Genomic DNA, 21,120 nt, shown 5'->3' on the forward strand with positions numbered 1-21,120 from the left:
GTGAACGGACAGCCGCCTTGAATGCTCACGACGCTCTGCCCAGGTGCAGCCGGTAGAACTGAATCAGCTGACGGGGCTGGCGACGGCGCCGTCGTCCGGTTTCTCCGAGTAAACGTCCGCGATCATCTGCTTGACCTTGTAGGCGCGCCAGCCGAGCATGCGCGCAGTGGTCAGTACCCCGCCCATCAGCGCCCCGCCAACCCCGGCGGTGACCACATCGGAGCCGGTCAGGTAGAAGTTCTTGATCGGCGTCTGCGGGTGAATCCAGTGTTGCTGGAAGCGCTCAACGCTGTGCTCGATGCCATAAATCTCGCCAACCTGGTTCCACTGGAACCACTCGGTGGACAACGGCGTAGACAGCTCACAGTAATCCAGCGCCTCGCGCAACTGCGGCTGATGCGTGTACAGCGCTTCCAGCAGCACCGTGGTGATCTCTTGCTTGAAGGCCTCGTAATCTTCGCCGCGCTTGTTCCAGGTGCTGCCCTTCCACTGTTCGAACCACTGCGGGAAACTCGGCGCGACGATCTCTACCGTGGATTTACCCGGATAGCGACGGTTCCAGTCCGGGTCCTTGGCCGAGGGGAAGGAGATGTAGATCATCGGGAACTCCAGCCCCGGTGAATCCATAAAGCGCTTCACGCTGAGATCGTGATCGAACTCCGGGTACAACCAGAAGTTGGTTTTCGGCAGCCCCAGGCTGGCGGCATCGCCCTTGAAGCCTGCGTACAGGCACACATGCGAGGCCGAGGGTTCGACCTGCTTGAGGTGCTCGAGCAGACCATGCTGCTCGACCACCTCCTTGGGTAGCAGGCGCTGGTAGGTCGGCAGCAAACCGGCGCAACTGACCACCGCGTCGGCGCTGATCTCATGGCCATCCTTGACCAGGCGTACGCCATAGGCGCGGTTGTCCTTGACCAATACTTGCTCGACACCGGCGTAGGTGAAGACATGGCCGCCGGCCGCCTCGATCACCGGAATAATGGTTTCGGCAATGCGTACCGAGCCGCCGACCGGGTAGTTGCCGCCGGTGATGTAATGCTTGGCCACCATGGCGTGCATCATGAAGGCGGCTTGCGCCGGCGGCAGGCCATAGTCGCCCCACTGCGCGGTGAGCACGCCGATCAGCTGCTGGTTGCTGGTCAGGCCCTCAAGCACCTCGCGGGTGCTCTTGAAGAAATACGCTGGGAACAAGCGCTGGCGCAGCTTGTTGTACAGCACGCCCAAGCTGCGCGGCAGCGCCTGACCGGCAAAGTAGCGCGGAATCTTCTGACTGACCTCGGAGATCAGCTCGACATAGCGATCGATGGCCGCGCCCTCCTCGGGAAAATGCTTCTTCACCTCGGCCTTGAAGGCATCACGTCCGGCCAGATACCGGAACGGCTGATCCCCGATGACGATATGGTCGTAGTGCTCATCCATCGGCGCCCATTGCAGCTGGCCATCGCTGATCACATCGAACACCCGACGGATCATCGACCAGGGCTTATGCACCTCGCCGATGTAATGCACGCCCACGTCCCACTCATAGCCTCCTCGCTCGTAGACGTGGGTATAGCCGCCGGCGGTGTAGTGCTGTTCCAGCACGCAGACCTTTTTACCGGCCTTGGCCAGCAGCGCAGCGTTGCACAGACCGCCTATGCCTGAGCCGACGACAATTACGTCGTAATGGGTAAGGGCTTTGTGCGGACGAAAACGGCTGCCTGTGCGTTTCATACGGGGTCTCCGGCGTATTTTTGTTATGCAAGTATTTGCATAAATAAGCCAGTCGCGCGAGAAATGCAACTTTTTGCATATCCATTTAGAATGACCGCCCTCCCTCTACCACGGACTCAGCATGTCTCTACGCCACGCCATACTCACCCTGCTGGCAACCGAACCGGCTAGCGGTTACGACATCGTCCGTCACTTCAAGCAGTCGCTCGGCTACTTCTGGAACGCCAAGCACCAGCAGGTCTATCAGGAACTGCGCCGCCTGAGCGATGAAGGCTGGTTGGAATATGCCGAGCAGGCGCAGGCCGACAAACCGGACAAGAAGATCTACAGCATCAGTCCGGGCGGACGCGCCGAACTCAAGCGCTGGCTGGCCGAACCGGTGCCACCGAACAAGCTCAACGATGCCCTGCTGGTTAAGCTGTACGCCGGCGCGCTGGCGGAACCGGACAACCTGTGCGAGGAAATGGCCCGCCATCGCGCCACCCATATAGCCACGCTTGATAGCCTGCTGGAGATAGAGCGGCGCTATCTGGCCCTCCCCCCCACTGAACAGGTCCAGCAGCGTCTGCCCTACCTGACCCTGCGCCGCGGCATCATCGGCGAACAGGCCTGGCTGGCCTGGGCCGATGAGGTAGAACCCGAACTGGCGGCGCGTACCCTTAGCTAGCGATTGAACTGAGGGCCGCAAGAGCCTGAGATTACGCGCGGCATGCTCAGGTGCGGAAACGGTCCAAGTAGCTGTTCAGCTGTTGCACCTCCCCCTGAATCAGCCCACTGGCGTGCATCACACTCTGTGAATCGTCACGGCTGCGCTCAGCCAGGCCGGATATCTCAGTAACGCGTTGGTCGATGTCATGCGCCACCTGGCTCTGCTCCTCGGCAGCAGTGGCTATCTGTGCATTCAGGCCGTTGATGCTGTCCACGGCACCGACGATGCTGTCCAGCACCTCGGTCGTCTCCTTGATGTGGCTGAGATTGTCATTCACCAGCTTGGCACTGTCCTGCAGCGCCACCACCGCCTGCTGGGCGCCATCGCGCAGGCGCTGAATGATCATCTGGATTTCGCCGGTGGACTGCTGTGTGCGGCTCGCCAGGGTGCGTACCTCGTCCGCCACCACGGCGAAGCCGCGACCGGCCTCGCCCGCGCGGGCAGCCTCGATGGCCGCGTTGAGGGCGAGCAGATTGGTCTGTTCGGCGATTCCGGTGATCACCTCCAGCACCTTGCCCACACCTTCGGTTTCATTACGCAGTACGGTCATCTGTGAGGAACTGCGCTCCATCTGCGAGGACAGGTTGGAAATCAACTCGGCGTTACGCTGTACCGCACGCTGACCGGCCTTGGTACAACTGTCGGCGTTACGTGCAGACTCCGCCGCCTGGGCGGCATGACGGGCGACCTCCGCTACTGTCGCGCTCATCTCGTTCATCGCCGTGGCCACCTGGTCCAGGTTCTCGTGCTGCTGGCGCACTCCGTCACCGGCGGCCTGGGCGGTCGCAACGACCGTATCGGCATGCTCACGGGTATTCCGACCGGTTGCCTTCACCTGACCGAGCAAGCTGCGCACCTGTTCTTGCATCCGGTTGTAGCCCGCCACAATCCGACCGATTTCATTGTCCTGGGTGTGGTAATGCAGGGGGTGGGTGAAGTCGCCATCACCCACCTGAGTCAGGGCCCCTTCGACCTCGCGCAGACTGCTCATCAACGGGCGCAAACCAAACTGCCGACCCAGGACCACCAGGATCAGGATCCCCATCACGCAAGCGAATGCCAACCACATGAGCGTGCGCTGAGAGCGCTCCGCATCCGTGGCCATCAGTCCCACTGCCTTGTTCATCTCGCGCAGCAGATTGAGCGAAGCGTTCTCCAGTTCTTGCGAGTCAACCTGCTGTCCGCCCTGTGCCAACCTCTCCAGTTGGCCACGAAAGGCCTGCCAAAGCTGCCCGACCAGACGTACCTGACCCGCTATTGCTCCGTCGGCCTCAATCGCCGTGACATTTCGCCCGGGGTTGCCATTAATCAGGTCCCGATGCGCCTGCTCGAACTGCGCGATAGTGGCATCCAGGGTCGTCTTGGGGATCACACCCTCACGCAGCAGCAGCGCCTCCTTGGTCATTTTCTGGCTGAGCATGCGTTGAGCGCCGGCCACATTGATGGTCTCGGGTGAGACCGACATGCTCAAGTAGAGCGCCACCGATGCGCTAACCGCCAACAGGAACATCAGCGCATAGGAAAACAGAAACTGCTGGTTGAGTGTGCGCAACCCCACCGTGCGGAGCAGACGATCGAAAAGCAAGGTCACGGACATGGGCTCATCCTTTGTTGTTTCAGAGACAGGGGAAGGAATATATCCAAGATAAAAAGCAACTAATGTACCAACTCAATCGACAGCAGAGCCCTCAACTTAAAGTTTCAAGCACCAAATTACGCAATGACCATTGGGAGAGGCAACACGACCAAAGAACCATCCGGCCGCCCGTATTGCGAGAGCGGGTATCCGTTATGCCTGCAGACGGACACTAGCCGTATTAGCGCTAAACGAAGCCCTATGAACTCAGTTCGCCCCTGTAACAAAAATAGCTTCGTTTCATCAGAGCCCATGAGGGCATGCGTGAGCCCCCCTATTGCGTCGGCAGTGCGCCTTGCCCTTTGCTACATGGTCTCAATCGAGAGCACCCGCTCCCGCTGCGGCGGTTTCACATTGAAGTCGACTGAGCATCAACCCTTCGGGAGGACTTGAGATGAAAACCTTTACTACCGCCAAACTCTCTGCAAAAGAAGCGAAACCTCTGACTGCCATGGTGTCTGCCGCAGTACTCGCAGTCGCTCTGGCCGGTCCGGCAATGGCTGCAACCCCGTGCAGCCCCTGCGCGGCCAAGACCCCAGCGGCGGCTACGGCCAACCCTTGTGCGGCCAACCCTTGCGCCGCGAAAAATCCCTGTGCAGCCAACCCCTGCGCAGCGAAAAACCCATGCGCCAGCAAGAACCCCTGCGCAGCGAAAAACCCATGCGCCAGCAAGAACCCCTGTGCGGCAAAAAATCCCTGCGCAGCGAAAAACCCTTGTGCAGCCAAGGCGCCTTGTGCGGCTAATTGAGGAACGCAGCCATGAGCTACTCCTGTCCGGATAGTCCGCCCAGAGTACTGCACCGGCCGATATGCGCGATGGTATCAGCCACAGTGCTGGCCATGGCTTTGGCAGGCCCTTCTCTTGCCGCAACACCCTGTTCGCCTTGCGCGGCAATGTGCGCACCTGCGAGCCTGAATCCCGGCGCGGCCAAGAATCCATGTGCGGCGAAGAACCCCTGCGCAGCGAAATATCCGTGCGCAGGCAATCCCTGTGCAGCCAACCCCTGTGCGGCGAAAATCAACCCCTGTGCGGCCAAGTCAGTCCAGCGGCCGAGCAACTACCAACCCTATCAAGGCGAGCGCAGTGAACTGGTTACCCTGGGTGAGAAGTTGTTCAAGGACCAGATGTTGAGCAGCAATGGATTATCCTGTGAGTCATGCCACCAGAGCATGCAGCTGTTCCAGCAGACATTCACTCAGGCCTACCCTCATGAAGTGGCCATGGCAAAAAATCAGTTCGGCATGTCACAAGTTTTCCTCGATGAAATGGTGCAGATCTGCATGGTCGCGCCGATGGCAGCCAAGGCTTTGGGCTGGCAATCCAAGGAACTGGCTGCACTGGTGGCCTACACCGAAACATTGCAGCCACAGTTCAAGGCCAATCCTTGCGCGGCCAAGAACCCTTGTGCAGCCAAGAACCCCTGCGCCGGGAAAAATCCATGCGCAGCGAAAGGCGCACCATGCGCCGCTAACTGAAATGGCAGTGCACGCGGGATGGCCTCCGGCTATCCCGCCTTTTCAGGACCATTCGATGGAAGCTCGACAGCCGCTATTGACTTCAGCCATCGCTGAGCTGCCCCTCAAAAGCCCAGAGGCCACAAGCGTTGCGCAGACCGCTCGCGCCGAAATGCTGGACGCCGCAGCGGTAATTGCCAACAGTTATCGGGCCTTGTCCAAGGCGGGCTTGAATATCGTGGGTGAGGTACTCAAGGGTCAGGAAGGTTTCTTCGAGATGAACCATTACCCCGAAGGTGATGTTTTCGACCAGGAGACCCACTCCCAGTATTACTACCACGCGCACAGAGAGAGCGGCGTCGAGCACGGGCACTTCCATACCTTCCTGCGGGCACCGAGCATTCCCGCTCACCTGCAACCTGTGTCCGACCCGCTCGCCACTGAGCAGTGGCCAAGCGGCGATCGGGCCATCGCCCATCTGATTGCCGTCTCCATGGACGCCTGGGGCTACCCAATCGGTCTGTTTGCCTGCAATCGCTGGGTCACGGGAGAGACCTGGTACCCGGCTTCGGCGGTGATACAGATGCTCGACTCATTCTCTATCGACCATGCCTACCCCTCCTGGCCGGTAAACCTCTGGCTAAGTGCCATGCTCAAGTTGTTTCGCCCGCAGATTGAAGCGTTATTGAACCACCGTGACCAGGTCATTAGCGCCTGGCAGCAAAGCCATCCCGGCGAAGACGTACTGGAGGATCGGAAACTGGAAATAACCGGTTTCCTGCCTATATCGGTTGACGATTGGGTTCGCGCCTTGAAAATGTAGTGCGAGTACATGAATAGTTATATAAGCCAACATAAATATTCTTAAATAATTTAAAAACCTGATTCAATACAACCGCTCATCTGAAATCAACATCAAATAGCGCTTATAAGCCACTAATAAACAAATAAAGTTTGTAACAGCGAGACCCATGGCTACGCTGAAAAAGTCAGCTCAGAACGCTGGCATTGGCACAACAACAGTAGATTTAGATCCGTGCAGGAGACGTACCAATGCAAGTTATAAAGTGGAGCATCGTCGCTCTGGCGGTATCGGCAGCAACCCTGCAGATGGCGTCTGCCAGCCAGCAAGCCGACTCGAAAGGTTTTATTGAGGACAGTACTTTCAACATTCTCAATCGAACTTTCTACTTCAATCGAGACTTCCGCAACGGCGGCTCTAATGGCGCGGGTACCAACCAGTTCAAACCCGCCAGTCAGCGCAAAGGTTATCGCGAAGAACTGGCTCACGGGATCATGACTTTCTACGAGTCCGGCTTCACCCAAGGCACGGTAGGCTTCGGGGTCGACGCCTATGGCTTTCTTGGCCTGAAACTGGACAGTGGCGGCGGTCGCACAGGCACCTTCCTGCTACCGGTCGAAGACGACGGCGAACCCGGCGATGCCTACGGCGAGTCAGGCGGCGTGCTCAAACTGAGAGTCTCCAACACCACCCTCAAGTTCGGTGAGAAACAAGTCGAGAACCCGGTGGTGGCGACCGGCGATGCGCGTCTTTTGCCGCAGACCGCAACGGGCATCTTCCTCAACAGTGACGAAATTGAAAACCTCAACATCGACGCTGGCCACATCACCTCGATGAACGAGTTCGGCAGTACCAACTCCGACGGCGAACTGCAGATTCAATACGCTGGAGACGTGGGCAATACCGTCGACTGGGTCGGGGGTAGTTATACCGCCACGGATGCTTTGAGTTTCAGCCTGTTTGCCTCAGAAGTAGAAGACACCTGGCACCGTTATTACGGCAACGCCAATTACAACATCCCCCTTGGGGATATGCGTGCACTGAACTTCGACTTCAACATCTACCGCACCCTGGATGACGGCAAGGCGTTGGTCGGCGACATCAACAACACCACCTGGTCGTTAGCCTCTAAGTATGCATTCGGCGCACACGCGCTGACCCTGGCTTTCCAGAAAGTGAACAGCGACACTGGCTTCGACTACATCGGGTTCAACGCCATCTATCTGGCCAACTCGGTTCAGTATTCGGACTTCAACGCCCCCCGCGAAGAGTCTTGGCAGTTACGCTATGACCTGGATCTGGCCAACTATGGCGTACCGGGGCTATCGCTGATGGCGCGCTATATCAGGGGTGACAATATTGACGGCACTAAAGCCGATCCGCTCAGCGGCTTCTTCGATCCAGCCGCCAATAACGAGAAGCATTGGGAGCGTGACCTGGAGGCCAAGTACGTAGTTCAGAACGGTTATGCCAAGGACCTATCGCTGCGCGTCCGCCACGCGGTACACCGCGGCTCATCCAACCAGATCGATGGCGATGTCAACGAGGTTCGCGTCATCCTCGAATACCCTTTGAGCGTTCTCTAAGCCTCGCTCAATGCTGGGCAATGCTCATTGATTCCCCTTGCCGGGGCTGTAGTTGATACAGCCCCGTTTTTTTATGGTCACGAATTACCCGCACTGCAGATACAACACGTCGTTGCCGCATCGGGTCAGAATAAAGTGGGGGTGCACATACAGGCTAACTATCCAATAATTTAACCTTTGCGACTAAAAACACTCGCCAGACTTGACCCTCCAGCTCAGCTATGAAAAACATGGCGCCTCGCGCTTACCTGTATTCGGCTCGCAAGTCTCGCTGTTACCCACTTGAATGGATGTTCGATGATGGCCCTGCACACCTGGCTGATTTACCTTACTGCCGTAATCGGCCTGTCCCTGACTCCAGGGCCCAATGGCCTATTGGCACTTAGCCATGGCGCGCTGTATGGGCACCGCAAGACCCTCTATACGGTATTTGGCGGCGTCATCGGCTTTGTCGTGCTGATTGCCCTGTCGATGTTCGGCATCGGTGCCCTGCTGCAGGCCTCGGCCCATGCCCTGATCATCCTCAAATGGCTAGGCGGCGCTTATTTGATCTGGCTCGGCATTCAACTCTGGCGTGCCCCTGCTCTGCATCTGACCACACCTGAACAGGCGCCAGCCAAGAGCGCACCTACCCTCTTCCGCCAAGGCCTGTTCGCGGCGGTTTCCAATCCTAAGGTGATCCTGTTCTACGGCGCCTTTCTGCCACAGTTCATCGACCCGCAGCGCGACCTCTGGCAGCAATTCATGGTGATGGCACTGACCTTCGCGATCATCGAAGGCCTGGTGGAATACTTGCTAGCGCGTCTCGCCCACCGCATCCGGCCCTGGCTGCAACGCAGCGGCAAGGGCTTCAATCGCTGCTGCGGCGGGTTGTTTGCGCTGATGGGCGCAGCACTGCCATTGACCAAGTAGGTCGAACTCAGCGAACGCAGTTCAGCGCAAGCTGAGCGAGTCCGACCATGTCACTCGGACTCACTCAGCGGCCGTCTCGCCTGGTATGTATAGGCTGCAGGTTAAAAGCCAGGATCAGACGGCCCGCCCCCCAGAGAATCAGAGTCACGACCGCGCACATGGTTGCAAATGCCAACCAGGCGTTTGGCCACATCAACGGCAGGCCAAACAAGATCAAGCCATCATTGCCGCCAGGCACTAACGCGGAGCCCGCCCCCATCAACAGGCCCCCGAAAAAACAGCGTGCCAGCGTTTTCATGTTGGGCCAGCGGTGCTGCCAGAGGCCCGCCGACCACCCGCCCAGCAGCGCGCCGGCGAACATCGCCGGCAACAGCCAGCCGCGTAATCCCAACTGCATGAAGCGCCCCGCAGCCCATTCCGCCAGCACGTCGGTATAAGCCCAGGCTCCAACGCAGACGAACAGCAGCAGGAATACCAGACCAATGACAATGGTCGCCAGATGCGGCGACCAGACTCGCGTGCTCAGCCCCCACGGTCGACCACGCCGGCGCCACGCCAGCCAGGCCAAGCGCGCCAACGTCAGCGTGATGACCAACAGCACCAATCCCAGGGGCAAGTCCTGCAACCAGGCCGGCACCGCCAACGGCATAACGGGTACAGCGGCAAACCAGTGAAGCATCGCCGCATACCCCAGCAGGAATCCCGGTGGCGTGGCCAACCAGGCCCACTGCCCGGAACCGATCCGCGCCACCACACCGAAAGCACAGCCGCCGTTGATCAAGGCGCCCAGCCCCAAGAACACACCGCCGAGCGCCGCCTGCCAGTGCAGTGGGTAGCCCAGAGGAAGCTGCGGCAAGCGGTCAAAGGCACGCAGCAGTATCACACCGGCCAACACCCACATCGAGGCTTCCAATAATGCGCGCAGGCGCGTCCAGCGATGGTGCTGCACCACCTCTTCCAAGGCCGCCACCGTGCAAGTACCACCGCGTTGGATGGCGAACCCTAGCAGCAGCGCCAGCAGCACACTCATCACCCCGATCACCCTTCGCGCTCCCTCTCGTTCGTCACAACCGCCACCCAGCGCTGTTCAGCGCCAAACCTTCTGCAGGCTGAGTCGACCTGAATCAAAACAGAAAACAGTCGGGCGCCCGGCTCAGTAACCAACCAACCATGACCTGTGGAATTTGACCAATCTCCACTCTCAGCGTTACAGCAGTTCAGCGTAACCCTGCCCCGCGAACAGTACGCTTGGCCTGCAACAGTGCACAGCCGGTGTATCGCCAGAGCTTATTCGCACCAAGATGCATCACGCGCGCACCTTTATAGCGCCGAACACGAGCCATGACGCCCACTCAGAGTGCGCAGATCGTCAGCACGCGCGATGGGAAGGCCACGCTCTGCTGAGTCGCTCGACATGCTCGCTTGCACTCCTCACCAGTGGGCTGTCGCAACATAAAGGTTATTCACGCATGGCGTTAAACAAGGCAGTGGTTGGCGGGCATGCACTGCAATCGTCTGCAATATTCATTTTGATGCGAATTTGCACATAACCGATCGGCACAGTGGTCGAGCGCGCAAAAGTCCCTGAGCGCACGCTCAAGCGACGCTTTCAGGTCGCTACCAACACTTCATTAATCGAGCACTTACAGAATCTGTGGATTGAAGAGGCGAAGCGCCTGCTCGAATCCTCCACGCTGCCCGTGGATGAGATCAGCGCGGCCGTCAGTTTCCGCAGACGGTTCAAGCGCTGCACTGGCCTTACTCCCAGCCAATACCGCCGTATGTTTCAGCCAATTTTAAAGGCAACGGGCAACGGCCCCCAGTGATGTCTGCAGCGCGTTTGACAAGGCTGTGAGCGGTGAACAACAGGTTGGCCGGAATGACCGTTATTCATCGTGGGGCGCTTGCAGGAGGTTCGCAGAGCCCTGCGCTAGGTACGCTACAAGATCATCCAAGTCCTCATCGGCCATGGACCAGCGCGGCATCGATGTATCCAGCGTCTCACCGGCGGGGTCCTTGCCTTGGGTGATGGCCACTTTCAGCGCTTCGAGCGTGTAGGCGGCGTGGTCTCCATGCCCTTGATCATGACCATCGAACAGCGCATCCACAGTTAGCGGCGGTGTCTTGAGCCAGAACATCGGGTACATACGTCGCCCGCCTTGCCGGTTCTCGCCATGACAGCTCACGCAGCCGCCCTGGTGACCCTGAGCATGCATGTTGCCACCGCTAAAGGAGATCGCTGCCCCGGATTGGCTGCGGCCAGTGAAGTAGATCCGCTCGCCGTTACTGGAAAACTGCTTGCCGACATAACTGGGACCATGCATCCCGTTCATGTCCATATCGCACCCTGCGAGTGCGCTCAGAATCAGTCCTAAACTTAAACACTTGCTTGACTGCATTGGCACTCTCCTCACCATAGTGCCGCATCCACGTCGAGCAACCGGTTGAGCCAGCCAACGCCCAGCCTGCTCCCATCCTGTGCAATCAGTCTAGGTCAGCAGGCAGATTCCCGACAGCGTTGTGCCTCGAGTTCTGCTCAAGGCAGAAAACAAAAGGGGCTCAATGATTAAAAAATCACCTAGCCCCTCTGGGTGCGCAATGTGCGATGTGACAGCCTACAGTTCAGGCCGGACAAGGGCGTTCGACGCTCACTTGTCCTCAGGCACCGCGGTGGACTCATCAGCCACTGGCACATCAACAGCCACGGTCTTTTTATCCGCTTTTTCAGCTTTCTTTTTCTTTTTTTCCAGCTCTCTCTGGCGCTTTTCAAACTGATAGTTCGGTTTCATAACCTGGATCGCCCCTGCATAAAGTAGTTAAGCAGATGATAACCAACCGGCTCGATTCACAATACGTTCATTTGAGCGTTTTAGCCTTCACGATGGGAAATCAGCCGAAGGCTAGAGGTGTTCGAATCATCCCAGGGCCGTATCGAGGAACATCATCACCGCAAAACCGCCCATCAAACCCAGGGTCGCAGGGGTTTGATGGCCGTTGCGGTGGGTTTCCGGAATGATTTCGTGCGAGACCACAAACAGCATCGCCCCGGCCGCCAGCCCCAGACTCACCGGATAGGCAATGGCGAAGCCACTGGAAATACCGACGCCAACCAGAGCACCGACAGGTTCCATCAGGCCAGTGGCGACTGCAATCAGGCCCGCACTCAGGGCTGACAGTCCGGTGGTGCGCAGCGCCAACGCCACAGCCAGACCTTCGGGAATGTCCTGAATGGCAATGGCGCTGGCCAAGGGGATGCCGACACTGAGGTCACCAGCAGCAAAGCCTACGCCAATGGCCATGCCTTCCGGCAGGTTGTGCAAGGTGATGGCGAAGACGAACAACCAGACGCGATTGATTCGCTCGCAGTCAGGCCCACAGGGACCGGTGCTTGCGTGCTCATGTGGGGTAAAGCGATCCAGGCCAAGCATCAGCAACACACCCAGCCCCAGCCCGACCACCACGGTGCCGGCTCCCAGCAGGCTGCTGCCGGTTATCGACTGGGCAGCTTCCAACCCCGGCAAAATCAGCGAGAAGGAACTGGCGGCGAGCATCATCCCGGCCGCGAAACCGAGCATGCTGTCCTGGGTGCGCGTGGAGATGCTGCGTAGCCCGATAGCCAGTACTGCACCGAAGGCCGTGGCGGCGAAGCCTGCACTGCCGCCAAATAGGGCATAGCGAACCGATTCTGGGTTTTGTTCATCGAAGGCGTTGATTCCGCTGCTGAGCAACAGACCAAGAATCACCAGCAGCGCAACGCCCAGCCCCAAGGTGACCCAGGGGTAGGCCTGAGCTTGGGCAATCCAGGCCGCGCGAAAGGAGGCGTGCGGGTTGTAGGTGGTATCCATGCTGGCACTTCACAGTTAACGGTGAGCCCGACTATCCCCTCAGCCAGCGCCTCGAACAAGACCGGCGCCTCTATCAGGTCGATAGGGCCCGGCAGTAATGCGCGAAGCGCTGACGCGCCAAACACTGCACAACCGGGTTAAATCGACGCGATACTACGTTTACTGTCATGCCCGACTCAACCTGAGCCCCCTCTCGCATGGAGCATTGCAATGGCCCAGTACAACGCTGAAATCCTCTGGCAACGTGGCGATCAGAACTTTCTGGATAACCGCTACAGCCGCGGCCACCGCTGGAGCTTCGATGGCGGCGTGACAGTACCGGCCTCCTCTTCGCCCCAGGTAGTGCCACTGCCTTGGTCCGATGAGCAGGCTGTCGATCCAGAGGAAGCCTTCGTCGCCTCACTGTCCAGCTGCCATATGCTGTGGTTCCTCTCGGTGGCGGCCAAGCACGGCTTCCAGGTTGATCGTTATCAGGATCAGGCACAGGGCGTGATGGGCAAAAATGCCGAAGGGCGCGTGGCCATGACCTAAGTGCTGCTGCGTCCACGGGTAAGCTTCGGCGGCGCGCTGCAACCCAACGCCGAGCAGCTAGATGAACTGCATCACCAGGCCCATGAGGCGTGCTTTATCGCCAACTCGGTGAAGACCGAGGTGCGTTGCGAGCCGGTGCTGGACTGAAGGTGCGCCAGTCCGCTCTCCCCGACAGCGATCGCTGATATAGAGCTGCTGGGCAGAGGTTATTCTGCCCATTTTCCCAGTGGCACAGCGCCCGATATCTATGGGGCCAGCCGATGCCCTCCTCCCGCGTAAATGCCCTACTGGGGTAAGATGCCGGCTGCTTTGCGGATGACCTGTGCATCCCGGATTCCTCGACCCACAGCGGACCCGCATGATCGAGCGCCAACGCCTCAAACAGATCCTCAGTCTCGGCCTGCCGATCATCGGTGGCATGCTCAGTCAGAGCCTGCTCAACCTGGTCGACGCCGCCATGGTCGGTCATCTCGGCGAAACCTCCCTGGCCGGTGTGGGCATCGGCAGCTATGCCAATTTCATGGCCATCGCCCTGGTCATGGGCCTTGGTGCCGGGGTCCAGGCGCTGGTCGCGCGCCGACGCGGCGAGGGCCGTGCGGATGAAATCGCCGCGCCGCTGAATGCCGGACTGTTGATCGCCCTCTGCCTGGCCCTGCCGCTGATGCTGCTGTGCTGGAGCTTCGCTCGACCGATCATTGCCCTGCTCACCACGGACGCGGCGGTGCAGCAGATCGGCGGCGAGTATTTCGAGTGGCGGGTGTTGGCGGTATTCGCGGTGGGGATGAACTTCGCCTTTCGTGGCTACTGGAACGGCAGCCATCGCTCAGGGGTGTATATGCGCACCCTGGTGATCATGCATGTGACTAACGTGCTGATCAGCTACTCGCTGATCCATGGCCTGTTCGGCCTGCCACGCATGGGCGCGCCCGGCTCGGGACTGGGCACCACCCTGGCGCTGTACCTCGGCTCGCTGATCTATGCCGTACAAACCTGGCGCAGCGCCAACCATCAAGGCTTCCTCAGCCGCTGGCCGAGCCGTGGCGAAGTCAGCCGCATGCTGCGCCTGTCGCTGCCCAACTCGGTGCAACAGTTCTTCTTCGCCACCGGGATCACCGCGCTGTTCTGGATCATCGGCCAGGTCGGCACCGCCGAGCTGGCGGTGGCCCACGTGCTGATCAACCTGGCGTTGTTCCTGATTCTGCCGGCCATCGGCCTGGGTATGGCCGCCACCACGCTGGTCAGCCAGAGCCTGGGCGCCGAGGACTTCGACAGCGCCCACCGCTGGGGCTGGGAGGTAGTCAAGGTCGCGGCCATCGGCCTGGCGCTGCTGGGTGCGCCGTTCTGGTTGGTTCCCGAGCTGATCCTGCGGCTGTTCGTCAGCGACCCGGCGCTGATCGAGTTGGGCAGCTGGCCGCTGCGCCTGACCGGCCTGGGCATGGTCATCGACGCCACCGCGCTGGTACTGACCCAGGCACTGCTCGGCGCAGGCGCCAACCGCACGGTGATGACCGTCAGCCTGGGCAACCAGTGGCTGTTCTTCCTGCCCCTGGCCTACCTGCTCGGTCCGGTGCTGGGTCATGGCCTGCTGGCAATCTGGAGCCTGCAGATACTCCAGCGCGGCCTGGCCTCGACCATCTTTGCCGTGATGTGGCAACGCAGAGACTGGACGCGGATTCAGCTGTAACCAGGTAACCGAAGCGCTCAGAGCGTAGCCTGGATGAAATCCAGGGACGAAGTCGGACAGTTGGCAGCCAGCCCCGGATTGCATCCGGGCTACGGATGCCTGCTTTAGGCTGGCGTTAGCCACGCAGCGGCGTAACCCAACAGCGGTGCTCGACCACTTGACCTGACGGCCGCCGCTCAATCGCCAATCAATCACCGATCAGGATCAACTTGCCGGTCTGCGGGTCACGGTAAACCTGGCCGACGCTCTCCAGGCCCTCACCGCCCTGCCCTTGCAGGCTGTCCGGCAGGCGCGGCAACTCGCGGCCGCGCTCGACACTCTGTGGCTGTTTTGGCGTCTGCAACTGCTGCAGCACATCGGTCTGCGCCGCCAGCGCCACCAGCAGGCCGCAGGCGAACACCAGCATCAGGTCGACCAGATTGGCCAGCGAGCTGAGGGGATCGCTGTCCACCTCGTCGAAACGACTAGACCGCCAACGACTCATCGCCGACCTCCTGCTCGCGCTGCATGCCATCCAGCAGCTCGTCGTACCAACGCCGACGCAGGCGCCCGAGGACGAAGCCGCCCATGCCGCCGAGCAGCCCCAGCACCGTGGCATCGAAGGCCACGCGCATGGCCACGCTGAGCACCTGGATGTCGCCGTCGCCCAGCGCCGCCAAGCCCGGCCCGAGCGGGATCAAGGTGCCCATCAGGCCGAGGATCGGCCCCAGCCGGGCGATCAGGTCGCAGCGTTCCAGGCGCTTGCGTGCCCGTCGTTCGACCTGCTCCTGTGGCAGGGCCCGCCAGCGGCGCAACCCGCCCAGGCGCTCGCCACAGGCCACGCCGATGTCCCACACGGCCACGGCCACCAGCAGCAACAAGGCCAGAGTCACCGGCTGCAACAGCCAGCCGACCAGTTGGTGGACCCAGGTAAATATCTCGCTATCCAACATCATCAGGCTCCTTTCGCCAATTGCGCTCCGCGCCCGCGCCACATCCCCAAACCGAGCAACAGGGCCAGTGCGAGCAAGCCCAGCCACAGGTGTTCGGCCACTGGTTGTCCGCCCTGCGCGCTGTGTTCGTCCGTCTGCCCGGCGTCTTGCTCAGCGGCTGCGGGCTGCTCGGCAGTCTGAATCTCGCTGACGCTACTCGGCACGGCGGCGCGCTGCGGCGGCAGCTGCGCGGCCTGCATGCGTTGCGCCAGCCCCGCGCGCAACTCGGCCGGTAACTGGGGCAGCAACCACTGCAGCATCGGGTGATCGGGACGGGTGTGCCCGCTGCCTGGCAAGCCGTGTTCGATCACCAGCCGAGCGAACTGCTCACCCAGTTGCTGCACGGTGGCCGCGTCCGCCTGCCAGAAGTCTTTGTGGATCGCCACCAGCATCACCGCGAGCATGTTGCTCTTCACATGCACGTTGTGCCCCTGCTCGAGGAACTGATCCAGCTCCAGCTCATAGCGGTCGTCGATGTACACCGCCTTGACGTCTTCCCAGGCTTGCTCGGTGATGATTTCCGGATTGGTCACCTGCCAGCCCCAGAGGTATTCGAGGAACTCGCTGCCCATGGTGCGTGCGCCGGCATAGTCGTGCTGCATCAACGCCTTGATCCACGCAGGGTTGAGAAAGCGCCCGCGCAGCTCGGCCAGCAGCGCCTGCTGCAAAGGTTCCAGGCGTACCTTGGTTGGATCGTTGTGCCAGCTGACGAAGTTCTCCGGGGTCTTGCCGGACAGTTGTTCCACCGCCAGGCTGAGGCCGCCCAAATAGTCGAAGGCGTCGTTGTTATCCAGCAAGCCGTAGAGGTTGCTTGAGCGCCCCAGGTAGGTCCGCGTCACCTGTTTGAGGTTGTCGGCGAACACCGCCTGGGCCGCCTCACCCTGATGTTGAAGGCCATAGGCATGGCCCATACGCCGCACGTAGGCGTCGGCCAGTTCCCCGCGCTGCTGCCAGCTACCGGAGCGCTCGACCAGGCTGTTGATTCCGGCACCGTAGGCCCCCGGTGCCACGCCGAACAGCCTCAGCGAGGCCAGTTGCCCGGCCTCGCTGGCGCTCAGGCCAGCCTTCAGTTGCCGCGCGGCATCTTCCACCCAATGCGCGGCGACCCGATTGCGCGCCAGCGTTTCATCACCCGCCGCGGCCTGGTCCTGCAGCGGCGCCAGGGCCGCCGCCAGGGCCGGACGCAGAGCCGGGTAGTCGCGGCGAATGCGCGCGCTGGAGGCATTCAGGGTCAGCAGCACCGCCCGCTCCAGTAACGCCAGTTGATCGGCATACAGATCACGAAACAGCCCCGAGGTGGTGAAGACCAAATCGCGGCGCTGCTCGCCCTCGGCCAGCGCGCGCAGCTGGATGCCCTCGACTATGCCGCGACTGTTCCACTGCGGCTCAACGCCGAGCAGGTCGAGGCCGAAGGCGATCATCGCGCCCTCGTCGCGCACCGTGTCCGAGGCCCAGAGAATCAGCGCCTCGCGGCCATCGGCGGGCATCTCACGGGCGCGCGCCTGCTCGGCCATCTGCCGGCCGATGCCATAGCCGATGCGGCTGGGCAGCAGGCTGCTGTCCAGCGCATGGAAGTTGCGCCCGGTGGGCAGCGCCTCGGGGGTGCGAATCGGATCGTTACCCTTGCCCGGCGCGACGAAACCACCGTTGAGGGCATTGAGCAGCGCACTCATCTCGGCGGCGGGCGAATCCACCAGGGCCTGACGAAACGCCGCCTTGTCACTGCCCATGGACTGCAGCAGGGTGTCCACCGCCTCGCTCGTCCAGGGCTTGCCGAACACGTGCAGGCCCATGGGCATGAAGCGCTCCTGGATGTTGGTCAGGTAATGGCCGACCTCGTGCACCAGCAGGTCGTCGTCGGCCTGCTCGAAGTCGATGCCACGCGCCTGCAGCGGCTCGGCCATGGACTCGCGCAGTTCCGCCTCCAGCCCGGAACTGCTGACCAGGCGCTTGATCTCGGCAATGGTGGCGCGCCGCGCCGGACCTTCGCCCTGACCGGCACCGGCCTCGAAACTCTCCACCAGCTGGCGCAGCTTGAGCAGGTCATCGTACAGCGGGGTGGCCACCAGCGGCGGGGTCAGGTGGTCAATCATCACCGCCAGGCCGCGCCGCTTGGCCTGGATGCCCTCGCCCACACCGTCGACTATGTAGGGGTAGATACTCGGCAGGTCACCGACTATCTGCATCGAGTAATCCTCGTCGCTCAAGCCGGCGCGTCGGCGCGGCAGGAACTCGTAGGTGGAATGACGGCCGAGGTGGATCAGCGCATCGGCCTTGAACTCGTCGCGCAGCCAGTGGTAGAGCGCCAGGTACTGATGCGGCGGCGGGAATACCAGGTTGGCGTGCAGCAGTTCCTGATCGATTTCCCAGCCGCGCGGCGGTTGCGGGCCGACGAACACCTTGCCGAACTGGATGCCCGGCAGCAGTAACCGGTCGTTCTGCACCATCACATAACCCGGCGCCTCGCCCCAGCCGCGCAGGCCCTCGATGCCGGTGGCGGCCAGTGCCTGAATCAGTTGTTCGGCCTGCGCCCAGTCGGCTTGCGCCGGTGCCTCGAGCGCGGCGCGGTACAGGCTTTCGAGCTGGGCCAGCAGGTCCAGCGCGCGCTGCCGCGCCGGGTGCACCACGCCATCCAGCACATGGTGCAATTCGCTGGAGCCATTCTTGAGAATACCTGCGGCGATCTGCAGCCGGTCGCCCTCAAGCGCGCGACGCAACTGCGCATGCCAGTAGCCCAGCGGGCCCTGGACCATCTCCGCCTGCAACGCCTGCGGCAGGGTCTTGAACCACTGACGGTAGGCCTCGGCGCTCAAGGTCTGCACCTTCTGCGCCATGGCCGCCAAGGCATCGCCCTGCTCCGGCAGGTTGACCCCGCGCGCCTGTAGCAGGTCGAGCAGCGCCGCCGGCGACTCGGGCAACTCGCCAGTGTCGTAGCCCTCGGCCTTGAGCCGCTGGAGTATCTCGAACAACGACTGCGGCACATCCAGGTTGTCCGCGCCGATGTTGTGCCGGCCCGGCGGGTGGTTGTAATAGATGACGGCCAGGCGCTTGTCGGCATTGGCCTTGCGCTGCAAGGCGTGCCACTTGTCGATACGCGCGGTGAACCTATCAAGCTGGCCAGCCAGAGGCGTGCTCAGGCCGAAGCGAATACCGGACAAGGGGTCGATCTGCTGATCCTGCCAGGCGGCCAGCACCGTCGCCTGGCTGCTGCCCTGCAGCTCGGGCATGGCCAGTTGGTAATGCACCTTGTCGCGCGCCAGACCATCGCTGGACAGCTGCCAGCCGGTATCGTCGCGATCATCCAGGCGCAGCCCCTTGAGCACCGGCACATTCAGTTGTTCGAGGTGTGCGGTGACCTGCTCACGCCCTTCGCCTCCGCCGATGACGAAATCCTGCAGCGCGACTATGGCCACCAGCGGTGGATGCTGCGCCTCTTTCAGCCAGCGCACCGCCGCAACCGAGCCCGGGCCCCAGTCGGCGAACAGGCTGACACAGGCCAAACCGCGGCTTTGCACACGCTGGCACAGCTGATCGTTCAACTCACGGTCGCCGGCACGATCCGCGCGACCATGGTCGATCAGCGCCACCAGGCCAGCGCCGGCCAGTTGCAGAGCCTCGAGCGGACGCACCGCGCCATCCTGATAGAAGCGCAAGGCCGGACGCGGCTGCACTGACGGGACCTCGACCGAAGCGTCCTGACGCGCCGCCAGCCAGCCGAGCAGGCCGCTGATATTGTCGATACCGCCGGCCTGCCAGTAACTGCGCGCGGCGATCCACGGCGCCTGCTGCGGGTAATTCGCCTGCTGCTGAGCGACCCAGACGGCCAGCTCACCTTCCGGTTTGGCGCGGCCCAGCTGCTCGGCCTGCTCGCGCGAGCTGAACAACCGACGACCCTGGCTGCGACTGAGCTGCACCAGGCCATGTTCGCTGTGCATCAGCAGCAGTTCCGCCGGACTGGACTGAGCCAGCAGCGGCGTCAGGCGTTCGGCCTCGGCACCGAACAGGCCTACGCCGAGCAGCAGCTGGCTTTCATCCAGCCACTGGCGCAACTCGGGATCGCCGAGGTTGCTGAGTTGCTGCGGAGTGCGCGCACTGACCCGCCACTGTGGATTCAGTTGCTTGAACTGCGCCACGGCGCTGGCGAACTCGGCCGCGCTGTATTGCGAGACTATGGCGTTGATCTGCTTGGCGGCGTTGATCTGCCCGGCGCCCGCCCAGGGAACAACGCACCCCAGCAACAGGGCCAGGCCGAGACGGCGAATAAGAGGTGTCATGCCCACTCCAATGGATAGAAAACCAGTGGGCATGTAATACGGACGGAGTCCCGATGCCGCAGCATCGGGGCTGGGGGTATCAGGACAGCAAAGCTTCCGACCGGGAAATCGCCCACCGCGACTTGCCTTGAGGAGATTGGGCTGGTGTCGGGCTCGGTCGATGGCTTATCGACCCTACCGTTGCGGGGGCAGCGTCAGCTTGCACTGAACTTCCCATTTACCCCGAATGCTTCGGGCACCTCAGTCTCCATCGACCCGGCCTGCCGGCCGAGTCGGGCGCAACCATACGCGGCGGGTGGGTCGAGAGCAAGCATGCACTCCGGGCATACGGCTTTTACTCCAGCGCAAACGGAAGTTGCACATAGGGCCCGCGCGGCTCCTGATTCGGGGCTACATAGGCAGGCGCCGGCGCCCCTTGTGGGCCCAGATGGCGGAGATAGCGATAGATTGCGGTGAGGTCGGCATCGCTCCAGTCAGGCAAGTTGAACCAGGGCATTGGCGGACGCCATCGGTTGCACGCATGGGTCAGCCACTGCTCCACAGTCGAGTTGTAGGACAGCGGGCAGATTCTCGACTACGACACCGAGTCAGTGGCGCAGTGCGCACCAAGCTACGCTGCTGGCACGGCAACTCCGGCAGATTGCCTATGCAGGCAAAGGCAAAACCAGCCAAAGCCACTAAGCTGATGCACAGGAGGTGCCTATGGACGAACGGAAAAACGACAACAAACCACTGACACTCTGGGAAATGCTGCAGAGCGTGCTGGCCGCCGCCTTGGGTGTGCAGAGCGGCAAGAACCGCAGCCGCGACTTCAGCCGCGGCAAGCCCAGCCATTTCATTATCCTCGGCCTGCTGTTTACCCTGGTGTTCGTGTTGATTCTTTTCGCGGTGGTCAAGCTGGTGCTGCACTTCGCAGGTATCTAAGTCATTGCCGAGACGCTGTGATGGAAAAGCGGCAACGCCGCGCTTCGCTGCTGGAATTTTCACCCACAAAAAAGGCCA

General features: G+C 61.3%; 19 protein-coding genes, 2 pseudogenes and 1 riboswitch. Of the genes and pseudogenes, 11 read left to right on the forward strand and 10 right to left on the reverse strand.

What is annotated here, in order from left to right; translation table 11 throughout:
• Positions 1-63 precede the first annotated feature (63 nt).
• A complete protein-coding gene (locus TMS3_RS16425) occupies positions 64-1,713 on the reverse strand; it encodes a phytoene desaturase family protein (protein ID WP_051394246.1) in 1,650 nt (549 codons plus the stop codon).
• A 121-nt stretch (positions 1,714-1,834) separates the two neighbouring features.
• Here TMS3_RS16425 and TMS3_RS16430 point away from each other — a divergent pair, with 121 nt between their 5' ends.
• Entirely contained in the window at positions 1,835-2,380 is a 546-nt protein-coding gene (locus TMS3_RS16430; RefSeq protein ID WP_025166374.1) for a PadR family transcriptional regulator, read from the forward strand.
• Positions 2,381-2,426: 46 nt separating this feature from the next.
• On the opposite strand, the pseudogene TMS3_RS26020 reads toward TMS3_RS16430, so the two are convergent.
• Positions 2,427-2,942, reverse strand: a pseudogene (locus TMS3_RS26020) (methyl-accepting chemotaxis protein); the annotation flags it as partial.
• Between the two features lie 342 nt (positions 2,943-3,284).
• A pseudogene (locus tag TMS3_RS26025) lies at positions 3,285-4,019 on the reverse strand (type IV pili methyl-accepting chemotaxis transducer N-terminal domain-containing protein); the annotation flags it as partial.
• A 549-nt stretch (positions 4,020-4,568) separates the two neighbouring features.
• On the opposite strand from TMS3_RS26025, the gene TMS3_RS16440 reads away from it, so the two are divergent.
• The 5 genes from TMS3_RS16440 (at position 4,569) to TMS3_RS16460 (ending at position 8,813) form a co-directional block, all read left to right on the forward strand.
• Positions 4,569-4,802 (forward strand): hypothetical protein, encoded by a 234-nt coding sequence (locus TMS3_RS16440; protein ID WP_029866421.1) that lies wholly within the window; start codon positions 4,569-4,571, stop codon positions 4,800-4,802.
• 15 nt (positions 4,803-4,817) lie between these two features.
• Positions 4,818-5,534 (forward strand): cytochrome c peroxidase, encoded by a 717-nt coding sequence (locus TMS3_RS16445; protein ID WP_051394247.1) that lies wholly within the window; start codon positions 4,818-4,820, stop codon positions 5,532-5,534.
• A 55-nt stretch (positions 5,535-5,589) separates the two neighbouring features.
• Positions 5,590-6,336, forward strand: a complete 747-nt coding sequence (locus TMS3_RS16450) for a DUF6969 family protein (protein WP_025166378.1) — start codon at positions 5,590-5,592, stop codon at positions 6,334-6,336.
• A 230-nt stretch (positions 6,337-6,566) separates the two neighbouring features.
• Entirely contained in the window at positions 6,567-7,901 is a 1,335-nt protein-coding gene (locus TMS3_RS16455) for an OprD family porin (RefSeq protein WP_025166379.1), read from the forward strand.
• A 300-nt stretch (positions 7,902-8,201) separates the two neighbouring features.
• The gene (locus tag TMS3_RS16460) at positions 8,202-8,813 is read left to right on the forward strand and encodes a LysE family translocator (protein ID WP_025166380.1); all 612 of its coding nucleotides are present in this window, start codon (positions 8,202-8,204) and stop codon (positions 8,811-8,813) included.
• A 64-nt stretch (positions 8,814-8,877) separates the two neighbouring features.
• Here TMS3_RS16460 and TMS3_RS16465 read toward each other — a convergent pair whose 3' ends face one another.
• The gene (locus tag TMS3_RS16465; RefSeq protein WP_235576648.1) at positions 8,878-9,843 is read right to left on the reverse strand and encodes a YeeE/YedE thiosulfate transporter family protein; all 966 of its coding nucleotides are present in this window, start codon (positions 9,841-9,843) and stop codon (positions 8,878-8,880) included.
• A gap of 532 nt (positions 9,844-10,375) precedes the next feature.
• Here TMS3_RS16465 and TMS3_RS16470 point away from each other — a divergent pair.
• Positions 10,376-10,639 carry a helix-turn-helix domain-containing protein gene (locus tag TMS3_RS16470; protein ID WP_025166382.1) on the forward strand — a complete coding sequence of 88 codons (264 nt, stop codon included), beginning with the start codon at positions 10,376-10,378 and terminating at the stop codon, positions 10,637-10,639.
• 60 nt (positions 10,640-10,699) lie between these two features.
• Here TMS3_RS16470 and TMS3_RS16475 read toward each other — a convergent pair whose 3' ends face one another.
• The 3 genes from TMS3_RS16475 to TMS3_RS16480 all read right to left on the reverse strand — a co-directional run bounded on the left by TMS3_RS16475 (position 10,700) and on the right by TMS3_RS16480 (position 12,658).
• Positions 10,700-11,212 carry a c-type cytochrome gene (locus tag TMS3_RS16475; protein ID WP_025166383.1) on the reverse strand — a complete coding sequence of 171 codons (513 nt, stop codon included), beginning with the start codon at positions 11,210-11,212 and terminating at the stop codon, positions 10,700-10,702.
• Between the two features lie 249 nt (positions 11,213-11,461).
• On the reverse strand, positions 11,462-11,602 hold the full coding sequence (locus TMS3_RS25475) for a hypothetical protein (protein WP_200929684.1): 141 nt from the start codon (positions 11,600-11,602) through the stop codon (positions 11,462-11,464).
• Between the two features lie 126 nt (positions 11,603-11,728).
• Positions 11,729-12,658: a ZIP family metal transporter gene (locus tag TMS3_RS16480; protein ID WP_025166384.1), complete on the reverse strand. Its 930-nt coding sequence runs from the start codon at positions 12,656-12,658 to the stop codon at positions 11,729-11,731.
• A 210-nt stretch (positions 12,659-12,868) separates the two neighbouring features.
• Here TMS3_RS16480 and TMS3_RS16485 point away from each other — a divergent pair, with 210 nt between their 5' ends.
• The 3 genes from TMS3_RS16485 to TMS3_RS16490 all read left to right on the forward strand — a co-directional run bounded on the left by TMS3_RS16485 (position 12,869) and on the right by TMS3_RS16490 (position 14,873).
• Positions 12,869-13,189: an OsmC family protein gene (locus TMS3_RS16485; protein WP_200929686.1), complete on the forward strand. Its 321-nt coding sequence runs from the start codon at positions 12,869-12,871 to the stop codon at positions 13,187-13,189.
• Complete coding sequence (locus tag TMS3_RS25480) at positions 13,190-13,336, forward strand: OsmC family protein (protein ID WP_200929688.1); 147 nt, start codon at positions 13,190-13,192, stop codon at positions 13,334-13,336.
• 175 nt (positions 13,337-13,511) lie between these two features.
• Complete coding sequence (locus tag TMS3_RS16490; protein WP_235576649.1) at positions 13,512-14,873, forward strand: MATE family efflux transporter; 1,362 nt, start codon at positions 13,512-13,514, stop codon at positions 14,871-14,873.
• A 187-nt stretch (positions 14,874-15,060) separates the two neighbouring features.
• On the opposite strand, the gene TMS3_RS16495 is transcribed toward TMS3_RS16490, so the two are convergent.
• From TMS3_RS16495 to TMS3_RS16505, 3 genes are read right to left on the reverse strand one after another with little or no spacing between them, the layout of a single operon-like run.
• A complete protein-coding gene (locus tag TMS3_RS16495) occupies positions 15,061-15,357 on the reverse strand; it encodes a DUF2149 domain-containing protein (RefSeq protein WP_025166386.1) in 297 nt (98 codons plus the stop codon).
• Complete coding sequence (locus TMS3_RS16500) at positions 15,338-15,808, reverse strand: MotA/TolQ/ExbB proton channel family protein (protein WP_235576650.1); 471 nt, start codon at positions 15,806-15,808, stop codon at positions 15,338-15,340. Before TMS3_RS16500 ends, TMS3_RS16495 begins: the two co-directional genes overlap by 20 nt.
• Positions 15,808-20,118 carry a cobaltochelatase subunit CobN gene (locus tag TMS3_RS16505; protein WP_083491777.1) on the reverse strand — a complete coding sequence of 1,437 codons (4,311 nt, stop codon included), beginning with the start codon at positions 20,116-20,118 and terminating at the stop codon, positions 15,808-15,810. The genes TMS3_RS16500 and TMS3_RS16505 overlap by 1 nt, the downstream gene beginning before the upstream one ends.
• A 122-nt stretch (positions 20,119-20,240) precedes the next feature.
• A riboswitch (cobalamin riboswitch) is annotated at positions 20,241-20,377 on the reverse strand.
• 443 nt (positions 20,378-20,820) lie between these two features.
• Here TMS3_RS16505 and TMS3_RS16510 point away from each other — a divergent pair.
• On the forward strand, positions 20,821-21,042 hold the full coding sequence (locus TMS3_RS16510; protein WP_025166388.1) for a DUF2970 domain-containing protein: 222 nt from the start codon (positions 20,821-20,823) through the stop codon (positions 21,040-21,042).
• Positions 21,043-21,120: the final 78 nt, after the last annotated feature.

The sequence above is a fragment of the Pseudomonas taeanensis MS-3 genome (genome assembly GCF_000498575.2).
Taxonomy (GTDB): Bacteria; Pseudomonadota; Gammaproteobacteria; order Pseudomonadales; family Pseudomonadaceae; genus Aquipseudomonas; species Aquipseudomonas taeanensis.

Bases quoted from the DNA above. Each gene is read 5' to 3' on its own strand.
- TMS3_RS16475 (WP_025166383.1), bottom strand. From the start codon at position 11,212: ATGCAGTCAAGCAAGTGTTTAAGTTTAGGACTGATTCTGAGCGCACTC.
- TMS3_RS25475 (WP_200929684.1), bottom strand. From the start codon at position 11,602: ATGAAACCGAACTATCAGTTTGAAAAGCGCCAGAGAGAGCTGGAAAAA.
- TMS3_RS16465 (WP_235576648.1), bottom strand. From the start codon at position 9,843: ATGAGTGTGCTGCTGGCGCTGCTGCTAGGGTTCGCCATCCAACGCGGT.
- TMS3_RS16505 (WP_083491777.1), bottom strand. From the start codon at position 20,118: ATGACACCTCTTATTCGCCGTCTCGGCCTGGCCCTGTTGCTGGGGTGC.
- TMS3_RS16460 (WP_025166380.1), top strand. From the start codon at position 8,202: ATGGCCCTGCACACCTGGCTGATTTACCTTACTGCCGTAATCGGCCTG.
- TMS3_RS16450 (WP_025166378.1), top strand. From the start codon at position 5,590: ATGGAAGCTCGACAGCCGCTATTGACTTCAGCCATCGCTGAGCTGCCC.
- TMS3_RS16480 (WP_025166384.1), bottom strand. From the start codon at position 12,658: ATGGATACCACCTACAACCCGCACGCCTCCTTTCGCGCGGCCTGGATT.
- TMS3_RS16445 (WP_051394247.1), top strand. From the start codon at position 4,818: ATGAGCTACTCCTGTCCGGATAGTCCGCCCAGAGTACTGCACCGGCCG.
- TMS3_RS16500 (WP_235576650.1), bottom strand. From the start codon at position 15,808: ATGATGTTGGATAGCGAGATATTTACCTGGGTCCACCAACTGGTCGGC.
- TMS3_RS16455 (WP_025166379.1), top strand. From the start codon at position 6,567: ATGCAAGTTATAAAGTGGAGCATCGTCGCTCTGGCGGTATCGGCAGCA.
- TMS3_RS16425 (WP_051394246.1), bottom strand. From the start codon at position 1,713: ATGAAACGCACAGGCAGCCGTTTTCGTCCGCACAAAGCCCTTACCCAT.
- TMS3_RS16485 (WP_200929686.1), top strand. From the start codon at position 12,869: ATGGCCCAGTACAACGCTGAAATCCTCTGGCAACGTGGCGATCAGAAC.
- TMS3_RS16495 (WP_025166386.1), bottom strand. From the start codon at position 15,357: ATGAGTCGTTGGCGGTCTAGTCGTTTCGACGAGGTGGACAGCGATCCC.
- TMS3_RS16510 (WP_025166388.1), top strand. From the start codon at position 20,821: ATGGACGAACGGAAAAACGACAACAAACCACTGACACTCTGGGAAATG.
- TMS3_RS16430 (WP_025166374.1), top strand. From the start codon at position 1,835: ATGTCTCTACGCCACGCCATACTCACCCTGCTGGCAACCGAACCGGCT.